The organism is Pseudomonas marincola, from assembly GCF_900116605.1.
Taxonomy (GTDB): Bacteria; Pseudomonadota; Gammaproteobacteria; order Pseudomonadales; family Pseudomonadaceae; genus Aquipseudomonas; species Aquipseudomonas marincola.
Window position 1 is genome coordinate 56,963 of record NZ_FPBC01000004.1, and the last position, 14,705, is coordinate 71,667.

At 57.8% G+C, this 14,705-nt stretch carries 14 protein-coding genes; 7 read left to right on the plus strand and 7 right to left on the minus strand.

The genetic code is table 11. The annotated features are described in order from the left end of the window. The first annotated feature begins 71 nt into the window (after positions 1–71). From BM395_RS08145 to BM395_RS08155, 3 genes are all read left to right on the plus strand, one after another. Positions 72–815 (plus strand): AraC family transcriptional regulator, encoded by a 744-nt coding sequence (locus BM395_RS08145; RefSeq protein ID WP_090511008.1) that lies wholly within the window; start codon positions 72–74, stop codon positions 813–815. An 81-nt stretch (positions 816–896) separates the two neighbouring features. Continuing rightward, entirely contained in the window at positions 897–1,232 is a 336-nt protein-coding gene (locus BM395_RS08150; protein ID WP_090510470.1) for a tRNA-binding protein, read from the plus strand. Beyond that, the gene (locus BM395_RS08155; RefSeq protein ID WP_069901852.1) at positions 1,229–2,080 is read left to right on the plus strand and encodes a DMT family transporter; all 852 of its coding nucleotides are present in this window, start codon (positions 1,229–1,231) and stop codon (positions 2,078–2,080) included. The genes BM395_RS08150 and BM395_RS08155 overlap by 4 nt, the downstream gene beginning before the upstream one ends. Positions 2,081–2,113: 33 nt before the next feature. Here BM395_RS08155 and BM395_RS08160 read toward each other — a convergent pair whose 3' ends face one another. The 6 genes from BM395_RS08160 to recQ form a co-directional block, all read right to left on the minus strand. After that, a complete protein-coding gene (locus tag BM395_RS08160; RefSeq protein ID WP_090510471.1) occupies positions 2,114–2,395 on the minus strand; it encodes an Rdx family protein in 282 nt (93 codons plus the stop codon). A gap of 117 nt (positions 2,396–2,512) precedes the next feature. Beyond that, on the minus strand, positions 2,513–4,711 hold the full coding sequence (locus BM395_RS08165; RefSeq protein ID WP_090510473.1) for a FimV/HubP family polar landmark protein: 2,199 nt from the start codon (positions 4,709–4,711) through the stop codon (positions 2,513–2,515). Positions 4,712–4,958: 247 nt separating this feature from the next. After that, a complete protein-coding gene (locus tag BM395_RS08170; protein ID WP_244528952.1) occupies positions 4,959–6,365 on the minus strand; it encodes a DHA2 family efflux MFS transporter permease subunit in 1,407 nt (468 codons plus the stop codon). Next, positions 6,362–6,796, minus strand: coding sequence for a MarR family transcriptional regulator (locus tag BM395_RS08175; protein WP_090510476.1), 435 nt, complete (start codon positions 6,794–6,796; stop codon positions 6,362–6,364). Before BM395_RS08175 ends, BM395_RS08170 begins: the two co-directional genes overlap by 4 nt. 120 nt (positions 6,797–6,916) lie before the next feature. Continuing rightward, positions 6,917–8,089: a GGDEF domain-containing protein gene (locus BM395_RS08180; protein WP_244528953.1), complete on the minus strand. Its 1,173-nt coding sequence runs from the start codon at positions 8,087–8,089 to the stop codon at positions 6,917–6,919. A gap of 110 nt (positions 8,090–8,199) precedes the next feature. Continuing rightward, positions 8,200–10,326 carry a DNA helicase RecQ gene (recQ, locus tag BM395_RS08185; RefSeq protein WP_090510477.1) on the minus strand — a complete coding sequence of 709 codons (2,127 nt, stop codon included), beginning with the start codon at positions 10,324–10,326 and terminating at the stop codon, positions 8,200–8,202. Positions 10,327–10,480: 154 nt separating this feature from the next. Between recQ and BM395_RS08190 the strand changes: the two genes are divergently transcribed. From BM395_RS08190 to lapD, 4 genes are all read left to right on the plus strand, one after another. Then, complete coding sequence (locus tag BM395_RS08190; protein WP_069901847.1) at positions 10,481–11,068, plus strand: UPF0149 family protein; 588 nt, start codon at positions 10,481–10,483, stop codon at positions 11,066–11,068. Between the two features lie 8 nt (positions 11,069–11,076). Further along, on the plus strand, positions 11,077–11,475 hold the full coding sequence (locus BM395_RS08195; protein WP_090510480.1) for a YbaN family protein: 399 nt from the start codon (positions 11,077–11,079) through the stop codon (positions 11,473–11,475). Positions 11,476–11,568: 93 nt separating this feature from the next. Continuing rightward, the gene (gene lapG / locus BM395_RS08200) at positions 11,569–12,246 is read left to right on the plus strand and encodes a cysteine protease LapG (protein ID WP_090510482.1); all 678 of its coding nucleotides are present in this window, start codon (positions 11,569–11,571) and stop codon (positions 12,244–12,246) included. 9 nt (positions 12,247–12,255) lie between these two features. Further along, the gene (gene lapD / locus BM395_RS08205) at positions 12,256–14,205 is read left to right on the plus strand and encodes a cyclic di-GMP receptor LapD (protein ID WP_090510485.1); all 1,950 of its coding nucleotides are present in this window, start codon (positions 12,256–12,258) and stop codon (positions 14,203–14,205) included. 70 nt (positions 14,206–14,275) lie between these two features. Here lapD and BM395_RS08210 read toward each other — a convergent pair whose 3' ends face one another. Next, positions 14,276–14,614, minus strand: a complete 339-nt coding sequence (locus BM395_RS08210) for a tryptophan synthase subunit beta (RefSeq protein WP_069901843.1) — start codon at positions 14,612–14,614, stop codon at positions 14,276–14,278. Positions 14,615–14,705 lie beyond the last annotated feature (91 nt).

The window sequence follows — 14,705 nt, forward strand, 5'->3', positions numbered from 1 at the left end:
AAGGCTGGCGCAAAACCGCCCAACGGCACTACAGCCCTGATAAACTGGCGCTTCTGCCGAGAGAGTTGTTCATGCCCCTACTCACACTGCGTCATTACGATCAGGAGTTGCTCAGCCACAGCCACGAGCACTCGCAAGTGGTGTTTGCCCTGCGCGGCGACCTGCAACTCGAAGTCGCCGGACAAGAGAGCCTGATGGCGCCGCAAATGATGGCCGTGATTCCGCCCAGCGCTGTACATGCGTGTGGCAGCCCGCAAGGCAGTGATTGCCTGGTCCTTGATGTGCCCTCAGAGTCCTGGCTGACAGAACGCCTTGGCAGGCATGCTGATGCCAGTCGCAGCTTGCTCGAACAGAACCGCACCTGCGCCCTCAGCGCACGCCAGGGTCAGTTGATCAATTGGCTGGCCAACAGCCCGATCAACGATCCGCTGATTGCCGAGCAAGGCACCATCTTGCTGCTGGCCAGCCTGACTGCCGAGGTGCGCAGCGAGCCGCACGGCTTGCCCATGGCGGCAATCACCGCCTACATCGACCAGCATCTTGCGCACCCGCTGCAAGTTCATGATCTGGCGCGCATCAGCGGCTTATCAACGGCGCGCTTTCATGCACGTTTTCTCGCCGAAAACAGCATCACGCCGATGGATTTTGTACGCCAACGGCGTCTGCAACAGGGTCGCCAATTACTCATCAGCACCCAGTTGGCGGTGCATGAAGTGGCCGAACAAACCGGTTACAGCTCGCAAAGCGCCTTCACCGCCGCCCTCTCGCGCCACTGCGGCATGACGCCCCGACAATTACGCCGCCTGCGCGAGTAACGCGACAAACCGCGCGACTTTCGCGACAGACAATCCCACGCCCCGCCACCTACACTAGAGCCACTTGAGGCTGGAGGCGTTATGCAGGAAATACAGTGGGAAGATTTTCAACGGATCGAATTGCGGGTCGGCACCATCATCTCGGCGCAGCCAAATAGCAAAGCCCTCAAGCCCGCCTTCGTGCTGCAGGTTGATCTGGGCGATTTGGGCATCAAGACTTCCAGCGCGCAAATTACCGCGCACTATCAAGCCGACCAGCTTATCGGCCGTCAGGTTTTGTGCGTGTGTAACTTCGCCGCCAAACGGGTCGCCGGAGTTCGCTCCGAAGTTTTAGTGACTGGCGTGTATGACGATCAACAACGCGTCGTGCTTGCCGGATTCGACAGGCCACTGGCAAATGGCGCACGACTGGCATGAACGAGCGCAAGGCATTGTGGGCGATTCATCTGGGCGCCCTGCTCTTCGGTTTGTCGGGCATTTTCGGTAAGTTAGCCAGCACCACGCCAATGGCAATCAGTTCCGGGCGGGCAATTTTTGCCGTGCTGGCGCTGGCTCTGTTTGCACAACTGTTCAAACAGTCTCGCGGGCAACATCCCTCACTCAGACAACTCGGTCTGCTCGCGCTTGGCGGGCTACTGCTGGGCGGGCATTGGGTGAGTTTTTTTCAGGCGGTCAATGTCTCCGGCGTGGCGATTGCAACGCTGGGCTTTGCCAGCTTCCCGGCATTTACCGTATTGCTCGAAGGTATTCTGTTCAGGGAGCGCACGCGGCCCAGCGAATTTCTCATGGTCGCGCTGGTGTGTGTCGGTCTGGCACTGGTAACACCCAGCTTCGACCTTGCCAATCAGGCAACCGAGGGGCTGCTTTGGGCGGTACTTTCAGGCCTGCTGTTTGCGCTGTTGTCACTGCTGAACCGGGCAAGTACCAAAGGCCTGGACCCGGTCAAGGCCGCGCTGTATCAGAACTTCACGGTTCTCATCTGCCTGCTGCCCTTTACCTGGCAGCAACTGCCTAACCTCAGCGCGATCAGTTGGTTCTGGCTGGCCATGCTCGGCATATTTTGCACCGGCCTTGCGCACAGCCTGTTTGTTGCCAGCCTGCGTGTATTGAAGGCGCGCACCACAGCGGTGATCTTCGCCATGGAGCCGGTTTACGGCATCGCATTTGCCTGGCTGTTGTTCGCCGAGCAACCGACACTGCGCATGTGTATTGGCGGCGCACTGATCATTCTGGCAATTTTTGCCTCGGCGCGAATGGCCCGCTAAAGGAACCCGCTAAGCACTTGTCCCGCGCAACACTTAGCGGTCGTTATGGCCCAGATCCCGCGCTGGGTCGATGACATCGCGCACGCGTTGCTTGAGCACCTTGGCCTCAGGAAATCCGCCATCGACCTTGCGCTCCCAGATCAGCACGCCATTACAGGTGATCCGAAACGTACCGCCCGTAGCCGGCTCAAGACTGACCCTTGCCAATTCATCACTGAATGTCGAAAGCAACTCCTGCGCCAGCCACGCGGCGCGCAGCAGCCACTGACACTGCGTGCAGTAGGTAATGACAACTTCGGGTTTGGCTGGAGACATGATTCAGGCACCGGCAAAAACGTCAGGATAACGCATCTGCGGTCTGTCGAAATAGCCGTACAAAGCGGCTAATCATCAAGGCTGCGCAGCGGGGAGCTGCACAGCCTTGAGGCGGGGTCAGGCAATTTTATCAAGCAAAGCGCGAGCTTCTTTCTTCACCAGCTCATCACCACCGTGGATCAACTCACGAAGAATATCGCAGGCACTGTCGAAACTGCCTTGCTCTATATAGGCCAGCGCCTGATTGAGTTTGGCAACATTGGTTGGCTGGGTATCGGCATCGAGCAGATCGTCAAAGTTGATCTCTTCATCCAACTCAAAACCCTGCTCACCTGTCGGCGTCTCTAACCAGTCATCCTCTTCGACCAGCATTGGCTCGGCGAATGGGCTGCGTGCATCCAAACCCATGGAGAAATCGCTGTCCGCCGCTGGTTTCTTCCCGGCAGTCGGCTTGTCTGCCGGCTTGTCATCGAACGGGCTGATCTGATCCCAGTCATCGTCGAGCGACAATTCATCCAGGTTGAGCTTGAAGTTATCGACCTGCTCAACAGGCGCGGCTTTATCCTCTACCGGCAAAGGCGCAACCAAGTCCACGTCCAGCACATCTTCAAACTCAGGCTCAGGGGTCATGCCGGCTTTCAGCGCATCGATGCGTTCGGCATCAAAGCCCTTGCCGCGCAAGATGGCTTCTTCTGCTGCAAAGGCCTTTGCGCTGCCCATCTGGGCCAACACTTCCAGCAGGCGGAAGCGTAAATCGGTGCGCTGCGGCTCCTCATCCAAAGCTTGACGCAAGGCGGATTCAGCCTCGGGCAGACGCCCGTAAGCGATATACAGATTGGCACCTTCCAGCGGATCGAGTTTCGCCTCCGGAGCATTGCTCACTGCCGCGACTGGACGCAGTTGCGGCGCTGAGCTTTCCAGAGGATCGACTGCCTGCGTACTGGCGTTGACCACCGTTACCGGCTCGGTTGGTTTGCGCCGCGACCAGCCGAATGCGGCCAGCAACAGCAATAAAAGCCCACCCAGCCCGGTGTACAGCAGATTATTCTGCGAGAACCAACTGGTCTGGGTAGCACTTACGGCATTTTTGGCGCTCAGCTGTGCTTGCAAGGCAGCCAACTGCTCATCCTTATCGAGCACTTGCGCTTGCAACTGTTCCAACTGAACTTGCAGATCAGCCAGACCTTGCTGCATTTGCAGGTTTTCTTCAGAACGATTGGCCAGCTCCTGCTCGACCCGATTCTGCTGCGCAGCCAATTGCTCGATACTCACATCCGCATCAGTTGCAACCACTGGTTGCTCACCTTGCGCACCTATCGTATCAGCCGAAGCCAGCGACGCTTGATCGGCAGCGCTGTTAGTGCCGGCGGCCGGGGTTTGTGCAGGGGCAGTATCAGCGGCGGCTGTGTCTGCAGTGGCATTTGTTAACGCCGGCTCTGCAATAGAAGATTCGTCTGCCGCAGGGGTGCCTGCCACAGGTACGCCTGCCGCAGGAATGCCTGCCGCAGAGGTGTCTGCCACAGGTGCGCCTGCCGAAGATTGGCCATTCGCATCGCTTTCAGCGAGATTCTGTTCAGGCGCCGGGCTGTTATTGCTGCCCGGCACGCTAACGCGGTCAGGCAGAGTCAGATTGGCACCGGCAATCAAACGATCCGGATTACCGTTACTAAACGCTTGCGGGTTGAGGGCAAAAATATCGCGCATCAACGTATGTTGATTGATATCGCCGTCGGCTCCGCGCATTTTGCCGGCAATTTTCCACAAGCTGTCGCCACTGGCCACCGTGTACTGTTTGCCCAGCTCGGTGCTCGGCATTACCGGCGGTGCTTTGAATACCGGTGTCGTGTTTACTTTGGCAACAGGACGAGGGGCATAATTGGGTGCGGCGGGAACAGAGGCTGTGCTGCGATATGCCGATGTACCCGGCGGATCGAGCAGCACGGTGTACTCACGCAGCAATTGACCGTTGGGCCTTGAGACCTCAACGATAAAATTCAGATAGGGTTCGCGAACAGGCTGACTGGATGTCACCCGGATGATGCTGTTATTGCCTTTGAGTACTGGCGTAAATCGCAAGTCATTGAGGAAGATGAAGCGCTCAACACCTGCGCGATCAAAGACATCGGTCGATGCCAATTTGATTTTGAATTCGGCCGACGTCAGGTCCCTGACGTCATGCAACTGAATGTCTGCATTCAGTGGCTGATTCAATGCAGAGTGCAGGCTTATCTCACCCAGCCCCAACGCCGGTGTGAATCCTGAATAAAACGCTGAACTGGACGCAAGGCCAATTAATAAATGGCGAACTTGAATCATCCGTGCCTCCCTCTGCCCCGCTCAAAACTCCATCGCTATTACCCACTGGGCTTGCTCATCCTGAGAACTACGACTTAGAGCGGTGAATACATTTTTTTGTTGGGATGCGCTTCCGTGCACCCCTTGTTTTATCGAGTTCACAGCCGCGTGAACTGGGTCTCAGTATAGACAAACTCGCAGACAAGGCATATCGCCAGCAATCACTAATTAGCGTTAATTCATAGGTAATTACAGGACTTTTGTTGAGTTATCGACTCGACACTTGAACTTTCATCGCGGCCAGTACGGTAAGTGCGAATACCGCTGCCAACACTACGAAGCTCTGTTGAAAAGCCGTCGCCTCAGCCAGTGCATCGCCGCCACCGGCTGCATGTCGCCATTCAACAAAGAAGGTCAGTAGATTCACCCCGAATGCGCCACCCAACTGCCGCATAAAGGTGATGGTTCCCGCGCCCTGCGCCAGTTCTTGCGGGTTAAGAATATCCAGCGCACCGGTATTCAAGGCCGGCAGAATGAGGCCGAAACCGATACGCCCGACACACGCCCAGAAGCACAACACGGCAAAGGAAGTACCGCTGGCAAGCACACCGAAGGCGGCGCTCGACACGGCAAACAACAGCAACCCTGTCACCAACAGCACCGCTGCGCTGATCCGGTCGCTCAACCAGCCGCCGGCAAACGAGGCCAACCCGAGCACTGCCCCCGTCGGCAGCAGCAACAAGCCGGCACGCCCGGCGCTATAGCCTTCGACGGTTTGCAGGTACAAGGGAATCAGATAGGTGGAACCGTAAAGCCCGACGCCCAGCGTAACGGCCACCCAGCAAGCGTTGCGGTAACCCCTGTAACGCCACAGTTGCACCGGCAGTAATGGCCGCGCCTGTTTTCGACAACGCTGAACAAAACCCAGCAACGCCAAGCCGCCAATCAGCCCCGGCACATAAACACGCGGCTCACTCCAGACGAAGCGTTGCGCTTCCGCCAGCGCACCCAGCAACGCAAAAAGCGCCACGCATAACAGCATGAAGGCCCATACATCGCACGTGGGCGGCTGCGCTTCACGCGTGTTAGGCATCAGCCAGCCCGCACCCAACAGCCCGATGAAGCACAGCGGCAGCGGCAACCAGAAGACCGCCACCCAGCCAAAAACATCAGTGAGATAGCCGCCGACTGTCGGGCCCACGGTGGGCGCCAGCATGATGCCCAGCCCATAAATGCCCAGCGCCATGCCCCTGCCGGCACCGGCATACACCCGAAAAATCAGAACCATGGCCAGTGGCTGGATGATCCCGGCGCAGAGCCCCTGAACAATGCGCAAGGCAATCAGTTGCCAGGCCGAGTCACTGATCAGAGCCAATAAAGATGAAAGAATGAAGACCAACAGGCCAAATTGCGAGGTCCGCCGCGCACCAAACCGGCCCAATGACCAGGCGCTTAGTAACAAACCGGCGGTCATGGCGGCTAGAAAACCGGTAGACAACCACTGCGCCAGTGGCCGGCCGATATCCAGGTCGTGCATGAGTGCCGGTAAGGCAACGTTTATGCTGGTCGATGCCAGCACCATCGCCATGGTGCTGATCATCAACAGGCTTAAAAGCCAACGGGGATAGTGCTTGCCGTAACGCTCATGCAACGCATCGAGACTTTGCAGACTCACCGCTTTTCCAGATTACTCAGAATCTGTGCGTGCACGCGCTGACAGCAGCTGAGGTCTTCTTCACTGATGCCCGAGAACAGTTCAAGACGCAGTTGAGTGGAAATGGCTTCAATTTCAGTAATCAGCGGCTGGGCTTGAGGGCTCAGGGCGATTTTCTTGGCGCGGCGATCTTCCGGAACTGCCTGACGACTGACAAGTCCCTGCGCCTCAAGACCGTCCAGCAGACGGGCCAGGGTTGGGCCTTCAACGCCCACGCTTTGCGCAAGCTGGCGCTGGGTCGGCAGCTCATCAAAGCGGGCCAGGTGCAATAAAACCAGCCAGCGCGCCTGCGACAAGCCAAGCCCGGCCAATCGGCGATCGAGCTCAGCCCGCCAGGAGCGGGATAACTGGGCAACCTGCATGGCAAAACGGTGTTGATCAGACAACGACATCGGTAGCAACTCTTATAAGTATGAAATAGCAATTATTAGCAAGCTAATCATAACCCTCTAAAGTGCGCAAGCCTCTGAATCAAACAGTATTTTACAAGCGGTGCTGGCGTCTCAACGTCTTCAGCATGGGCAACTGCAAACAACCCGGTTTCGCCCCTGCTCCTTGGCCTTGTACAAGGCATCATCGGCGCGCTTGTAGAGGTCGCTGAAGTGTTCATTCAAATGTGGCTGGATCATCGCCACCCCGATCGAAACACTCACCCGCGAGGTTGCGGCGGACGTGCCGTGTTCTATGTTGACGCGGCGCAAGGTGTGGCAAAGCAATTCAGCCCGTTGCACCGCCTCTGCTTCGTTGAGATTGTAGTAAATCAGCACAAACTCCTCGCCACCAAAACGCACCGCAACATCGAGTGGCCGGCGTGCCAATTCATTGAGAATCGACGCCACCCGCACCAGCACCTCATCGCCAGCCTGGTGCCCATAGGAGTCGTTGTATTGCTTGAAGAAGTCCAAATCACACAAAAGCATGCTGATCGGATAGGACTCGCGCCTGGCCTGTCGCCACAACCGCGTGAAGATACGCCCAAGACTGCGCCGGTTGTCCAGCCCGGTAAGGCTGTCCTGCTCGGCCTGCAAGCTCAGCACTCGCTTGGTCAGGAAGTGTTCGCGTGATTTGAATTCCAGCAGGTAGCAACCCACCGCGCCGATCAGATTGGCGTTGGCCATAAACACGAAATTGTTGATCAACTGGTGCGTTGGCAGCTGCACCCAGAGTTCAACAAACAGGTAGACGAGCATGATGATGGTCGAGCACACCAAGGCCTCGATGAGCCTGAAACCGACCAGAAAATAGGCCGCCATGCACACCAGAAACAAGCCTTCATAGGGGAAATTGGGCTGTGATTGATGGGCATTGCCAATGATCATGATTCCGCCAATGCCCAGCGAGAGGATGCACACATGCGACATCACCTGCAGTAACGGCAGACGGGTTCGCGTATGCACCAACCAGACACTCAACAGCAGCGGGCTCAGCACTGCCATGCGCAGTAACAGCGTCGCCCACAGATTGCCCGGCGCAGCGAGGGCAATATCGAGAACGGTAAAGCTGGTCCACAAGATGATGCCCAGAAAGAGTGCAACGCGCTTGAGATCGACGCTTTCCTCTAACAGGTACTGGCGGTATTCGCCCTCGAGCACGGGCGAAAAACGCAGCATGCGAAAGCCTGCAACCAATTGCTGGGTGTACGGACTGTGCAGGACGTCGTCCAGACCAATCTCTTCAGAAGCCACAATTCCCTCGGCATATGTATCTCCAGCCAGCAGTCTAGTGGCCCGGAGCCACTAGCCACAAGACGCGATACTGGCGTCAATTATTAGTTTGTATGTAAGGGGCCAATGGCCTAGAGCTGAAACTCCGCTTGCAAGGCCGCACGCACGCAATACAAAACGCCCTCATCCACCCGCTTGGCAAATTGCTCCGACACCTCTGAGACCGCCGGTAACTCGCCCTCGCCATCGAGGAACGCGTCCTGAATCTCGAGCAGCAGGTCTTCCGGCAAGTCGAGCGCCTGATCCAGCGAAATCTGCTGAGCGGCCAATGCATCGGCCAACATGCTGTAAACGTTTTTCTGTGAACACTGCAACTGATTGGCAATCTGGGCCGGCGTCATCCCGGCGCAAGCCAGGCTGATCAACTCGTGCCGCAAATCGACAACTGCTCTCGGCGCCTCTTCACCGCCGCCCAGCACTTGCAGGAACGCCTCGCCATAACGCTCAAGCTTACGCGCGCCAACGCCACTGACCTGCGCCATTTCCGGCAGAGTGCTCGGTTTGCTGCGCAGCATTTCCAGCAGCGTCGCATCCGGGAAGATGACATAAGGCGGCACGCCGTGCTCTTCCGCCAGTTTGCGGCGCAAGGCGCGCAACGCTTCCCACTGCTCACGCTCATCACCACGCACCAGCTGGCTGGCGGCACTGCTTGAAGCCTTGGCACTCTGCTGCGGCTTCAGATCGCGGCGCAGCTGCAAATTGACCTCACCGCGCAACAATGGCCGGCAACTCTCGGACAACCGCAGCCCGCCGTAGCCTTCAAGGTCTACGTCAGCCAGCCCGCGTGCGACCAATTGGCGGAACAGCGAGCGCCACTCGCCTTCGCTGAGCGCCTTGCCCACACCAAACACCGACAAGTGCTGATGGCCTTCCTTGCGCATCCGCTCGTTATCGCGCCCCAGCAGCATGTCGACCAAATGGCCGACGCCATAACGCTGACCACTGCGATAAATGGCTGACAACGCCTGGCGCGCGGGCTCTGTCGCATCCCAGGTCTGAACACCATCGGTGCAGTTATCGCAATGCCCGCAGGGCTTTTCGAGAATTTCGTCAAAATAGGCCAGCAGCGCCTGACGCCGGCAACGGGTTTCCTCGCACAGGGCGAGCATCGCATCGAGCTTGTGTTGCTCGACACGCTTGTGCCGCTCATCGCCTTCGGAGTTGTTGAGCATTTGCTTGAGCAGCAACACGTCCTGCAGGCCGTAAGCCATCCACGCATCGGCGGGTAAACCATCACGACCGGCGCGGCCGGTTTCCTGATAGTAGGCTTCCAGCGACTTGGGCAAATCGAGGTGGGCGACAAAGCGCACGTTGGGTTTGTCGATGCCCATGCCGAATGCGATGGTCGCGACCATGATCAAGCCTTCCTCATTAAGGAAGCGTTTTTGGTGGTAGGCGCGCAACTCACTGGGCAATCCGGCGTGATAAGGCAACGCCGGAAAACCCTGCTCAGACAGGAACGCGGCCACTTCATCGACCTTTTTACGCGACAGGCAATAGACGATACCGGCGTCACCTTTACGCGCGCTCAAAAATCCCAACAGCTGCTTGCGCGGCTGCTCTTTGGGCACGATCCGGTAAAAAATGTTGGGCCGGTCAAAACTTGAAAGAAAGCGCTCGGCGCGCTGTAAATGCAAGCGCTCGATGATCTCTTCGCGGGTGCGCATGTCGGCAGTTGCCGTAAGGGCAATACGCGGCACCTCGGGAAACAACTCGGCCAACTGGCCCAGTTGCAGGTATTCCGGCCGAAAATCGTGGCCCCATTGCGACACGCAATGCGCCTCGTCGATGGCAAACAGGGCAATATCCAGGCGCTGCAGGAAGCTCAACATGCGCGGCTGCACCAGACGCTCAGGCGCCAGATAAAGCATCTTGATTTCACGCCGGCGAATGCGCTCGGCAATATCGCGCTGCTGATCGGCACTCAGTGTCGAGTTCAATGCAACGGCGGCAACACCCAGCTCATCGAGCGTTGCGACCTGATCGTCCATCAACGCAATCAGCGGCGAAACCACCACGGCGAGGCCTTCGCGCAGCAGCGCAGGCACCTGAAAGCACAGCGACTTGCCGCCGCCGGTCGGCATCAGCACCAGCGCGTCGCCGCCATTGGCTACTCGCTCGATAATCGCAGCCTGGCGGCCCCGAAAGCTGTCATAGCCAAATACGTCTTTTAATATGCGCTGCGCGTTTTCAAGCATCAAAGGCCTCCAAATCTAACCGCGCATTATACTCATGTGAGTCGCCAGCTGGTTTTTGATCTGTAATCACGTGCACATTGATCCGCGCCTATGGCCGCAGCGTCCGCTGTAGACTAGAATTCAGCCTCGTTTACTTCTTCAAGGTAGCCCCCCGATGTCCTTCGCCGAGCAACTGTCCCGCCTGCAAGCCTTCCTCGATGCCGATGATCTGCATGAAGAAGCTCTGGACTACGTCGCAGCTCATGGTTACCTCACGGCAATCTCCATTTGCCCGGAGCTTGTTCCGGAGCGCGAATGGATCGACGCCCTGTTCTCAGAGACGCCGCAATATCGCGACGATGCCGAGCGTGAAGAAATCGAATCCACGCTGATCCAGTTGCGCGCGCACATCGCCCGTCAGTTGGCGAGTGACGATGAGCCTGAAATGCCGTGCGATCTTGACCTTGGCGACGACCCGGACGAATCCGAGCTGCGCGGCTGGTGCATCGGTTTCATGGAAGGCGTATTCCTGCGTGAGTCGGTCTGGTTTGAAGACTCGGAAGATGAAGTCAGCGAGTTGCTGCTGCCAATCATGGTCGCTTCCGGCCTGTTCGACGAGCAGCCTGAATTCGACGAAATGGCTCAGGACCGCGACCTGGTCGATAGCATGGCCGAGCAAATCCCGGAACTGCTGACCGCCCTGTTCCTGCTGTGCAACGCCCCCGATGAGAAGCCAGCCCTGCTCAAACCCCGCCATCACTGATCGCCACGATGGCGCAGGCGCCCAAGCTCAATCGTAATCCGCTGATTCGTTACGCTCTGCTGGCCATTGGCTGGCTTAGCGTAGCGCTTGGGGTCATCGGCATATTCCTGCCGGTGCTGCCGACCACGCCCTTCCTGCTGCTCGCCGCTGCCTGTTTCATGCGCAGCTCAGAGCGCTTCTATTTATGGCTGACCAGCCACCCGCACCTCGGCCCGTGGATTCGCGACTATCTCGACGGCGAGGGCATTCCGCTCAAGGGTAAAATCTACGCCATTGGCCTGATGTGGCTGAGCATTGGTTTTTCTTGTTATCTGGTGCCGCTGTTCTGGGCGCGCACCTTCATGCTCACCAGCGCGGTACTGGTAACCCTCTACATTCTGCGGCAGAAAACCCGCGCCAGCCTTTAGCGCTCTAAATCCCTGTAAATAATCGCCTTGCGCGCCTGCGAACCGGCACAACAGTGCCTAGACTTGCCAGGATCAAACGTAGGGAAACTCTTCATGCACAAAGTGCCAGGCCGCCGGGTGCGAGGCCAGCTATGGATAGGCGCAAGCCTGCTCCTGGCCTATGCCGCTGCGATGGCAAACTGGGACTTTGCCCTGATCCTCAAGAACGCCGAAGGCCGCTACGGCAATCTCGGCGTTGCAGAGCAGCGGATCAAGAGTTGGGACAGCCTGATCAACGCCAGCACCGACCTGCCCGACACGGAAAAACTCAAGGTCGTAAATGGCTTTTTCAACAAGCAGTTGCGCTTCAGCGATGATCAGCGCAACTGGCGTCAGGCCGATTATTGGGCCACGCCGGTCGAGTCTCTGGTCAAAGGTGCGGGCGATTGCGAAGACTACTCGATCGCCAAGTATTTCACCTTGCGCCGCCTCGGCATGCCCGCGGAAAAGCTACGCATCACCTACGTAAAAGCCCTGCGCCAGAATCAGGCGCACATGGTTCTCACCTACTACGCAACGCCCACCAGCGAGCCGTTGGTGCTGGACAACCTGATTGGCCAAATACGCCCCGCCTCACAACGCAAAGACTTGCTTCCGGTATATGCCTTCAACGCAGAAGGCCTGTATGTGGCGGGTTCCAACACGCGTAAGAGCGACACCAAGAAACTATCGCGCTGGCAGGACTTGCTTAAAAAAATGCGCGCGGAAGGATTCGCCATAGGCGAAGGCTAGGAGAATTTAATGTCCTTACTCAAACAGCTATTCATCGCCATCTGCCTGTTTTTGATTGTTGCGTTTACCGGCAGTTTCATCAGCAGCATGGAGAGTTCCCGCGAGCAGTTGCTCAGCCAGTTACGCTCGCATGCGCAAGACGCCGCCACGGCCCTTGGCCTGTCGATGACTCCGCATGTCGATGATCCGGCGATGATTGAGTTGATGGTCAGCTCGATTTTCGACAGCGGCTATTTCGCGCAGATCCGTGTGGTCAACATCGCCGACAACAAGACCATCGTAGAGCGGCGCACCACCACCACGCCCGAGAATGTGCCGGGCTGGTTTGTCGACATGGTTGATCTGCAACCTCAGCCGGGCGATGCATTGATCATGCGCGGCTGGGAACAGGCGGCGCGGGTCGAGGTACTCAGCCATCCGCAGTTTGCCATCAATAAACTCTGGGACAGCGCCATCGGCAGCCTGCTCTGGTTGCTCGGCTGCGGAATTGTCAGTGCCTTGCTTGGCGGCTGGCTGTTGCGCTCACAATTGCGCCCGCTCGACAACATGGTGCAGCAGGCCGAAGCCATTACCCGACGTGAATTCATGAGCCTGCAAAAGGTGCCGCGCACGCCGGAACTCAAGCGTGTGGTGCTGGCCATGAACCAGATGGTCGAAAAGCTCAAAACCCTGTTTGCCGAAGAAGCAGCGCGCAGTGAGAAGTTACGCGAAGAGGCGTATCAGGACAGCCTCACGGGCCTGGCCAATCGCCGCCTGTTTGATATTCGCCTGGCCAATCAACTGTCAGCCAACGAGCAGAACACTGACGGTTATCTGATGTTCTTGCGGGTCAATGATCTCGGCGGGCTCAACCAGCGCTTGGGCGGCCAGAAGACCGATGCGTTGATTAAAAGTATCGGCATTCAATTGTCCCGTGACATCGAGAACAGAAACTCCACGGGCTGGCTGGCCTCGCGCAGCCGTGGCGGGGAATTCACGCTGCTTGCGCCCGGCCTGAGTGCAGAAGATTGCGACCGGTTGGCTCAGGAACTCAGCGAGCAACTCGAAAGCTTGCGCCAGACCGGCGCCAGTGACTGTAAACCGGTTGCCCATATCGGCATTGCCGCATTCCGTCCCGGCGAGGAGGTGCGTGACGTGATTGGCCGTGCCGATCAGGCTTTGGCGCAAGCGCAGAGCAATCCGGAACAGTGCTGGGCGCGGCTGGACGACTTTAATGTTGCCCCCGAGCAAGGCCTGCATGAGTGGCGCAACTGGATTGATGCAGCGCTCAATGAGGGCAAACTCCAGCTCTACTTCCAACCCGTGGCGCCTTGCGACGACACGACTCAGGTCATGCACCAAAAGGTACTGGCGCGCTTGCTCGACCCACAAGGCGAGGCGATTGCAGCGGGCCGTTTCTTGCCCTGGATTGACCGTTTGGGCTGGGCGGCTCGCTTCGACCTGGCAATGCTCGAGCACAGCCTTGAGCATCTGACCAAACATCCGCTGCCGCTGGCGCTGAGTTTGGCCGCTGCGACGTTGCGCGACGAGGAAAGCTTTGCGCAGCTCATTAAAGTACTCAAAGAGCATCCGCAGCACGGCGCACTGATGACGCTGGAACTGGATGAGCGTTATCTGCCCCCCGCCGCCGAGTTGGAAACGCTAAGCCTGCGCATCCGCGAAACCGGTTACAAGCTGGGCCTGCAACACTTCGGGGGGCGTTTCAGCCTTATCGGCAACCTCACGCATCTGGGCCTCGATTATCTGAAGATTGATGGCAGCTACATCCGTTCAATCGACCAGGAAGCGGATAAACGCCTGTTCATCGAAGCATTGTTCCGCGCCTCGAATAGCATCGACTTGCCATTGATCGCCGAGATGGTTGAAACCGAGGGTGAACTGGCCGCGCTGAAAGAGTTGGGCATTGATGGCGCGATGGGTCGCCTGATCGGTGCGCCCGCGCCGTGGCCGGAGGATTAAAAGATCAGGTGCGTTTGCCCAGCCGTGAGCCCATACGGCTGCGCAAACGCACTGTTACTGCAAGCTGTGACTAGGGGAAATGCTCTTCGTCGCTGCCCAGCAGGCCGGTGAGGTCATTCAGTTTGGCCCGGGTTTCTTCGCGCATGCTGAGTTTTCTGCGAGCGGCTTCGGGCAAGTCGGTGTAGCGGATCACACCCTTGCTGACCAATACGGTCACCAAGTCTTCAACTACCCGCACCATTTCGAGGTCGGAGCGCTGCAGATCCAGCAAGCGATCACTCAGTGAGTTGCTCGCTCGGAATGCTATTACCTCCGGGTCATCCTCTTGCATGGGTTGTGTCATGGCGCTGAAAGGCTCGCCATCAACCCGGATAATTCTGTTGTGCCCATCGCGCTGAACGAAAACCATTGGAGCTCCTCTGCAGCAGTCATAAAAAACCCGTCTCCAACATCAGAGACGGGTGATTTTATTTTAGTCGCAGTCCAGCGATTCGACTGAA

Coding starts and splice junctions, on each gene's coding strand:
- BM395_RS08145 (WP_090511008.1), top strand. CDS start 72: ATGCCCCTACTCACACTGCGTCATTACGATCAGGAGTTGCTCAGCCAC.
- BM395_RS08150 (WP_090510470.1), top strand. CDS start 897: ATGCAGGAAATACAGTGGGAAGATTTTCAACGGATCGAATTGCGGGTC.
- BM395_RS08155 (WP_069901852.1), top strand. CDS start 1,229: ATGAACGAGCGCAAGGCATTGTGGGCGATTCATCTGGGCGCCCTGCTC.
- BM395_RS08160 (WP_090510471.1), bottom strand. CDS start 2,395: ATGTCTCCAGCCAAACCCGAAGTTGTCATTACCTACTGCACGCAGTGT.
- BM395_RS08165 (WP_090510473.1), bottom strand. CDS start 4,711: ATGATTCAAGTTCGCCATTTATTAATTGGCCTTGCGTCCAGTTCAGCG.
- BM395_RS08175 (WP_090510476.1), bottom strand. CDS start 6,796: ATGTCGTTGTCTGATCAACACCGTTTTGCCATGCAGGTTGCCCAGTTA.
- recQ (WP_090510477.1), bottom strand. CDS start 10,326: ATGCTTGAAAACGCGCAGCGCATATTAAAAGACGTATTTGGCTATGAC.
- BM395_RS08190 (WP_069901847.1), top strand. CDS start 10,481: ATGTCCTTCGCCGAGCAACTGTCCCGCCTGCAAGCCTTCCTCGATGCC.
- BM395_RS08195 (WP_090510480.1), top strand. CDS start 11,077: ATGGCGCAGGCGCCCAAGCTCAATCGTAATCCGCTGATTCGTTACGCT.
- lapG (WP_090510482.1), top strand. CDS start 11,569: ATGCACAAAGTGCCAGGCCGCCGGGTGCGAGGCCAGCTATGGATAGGC.
- lapD (WP_090510485.1), top strand. CDS start 12,256: ATGTCCTTACTCAAACAGCTATTCATCGCCATCTGCCTGTTTTTGATT.
- BM395_RS08210 (WP_069901843.1), bottom strand. CDS start 14,614: ATGGTTTTCGTTCAGCGCGATGGGCACAACAGAATTATCCGGGTTGAT.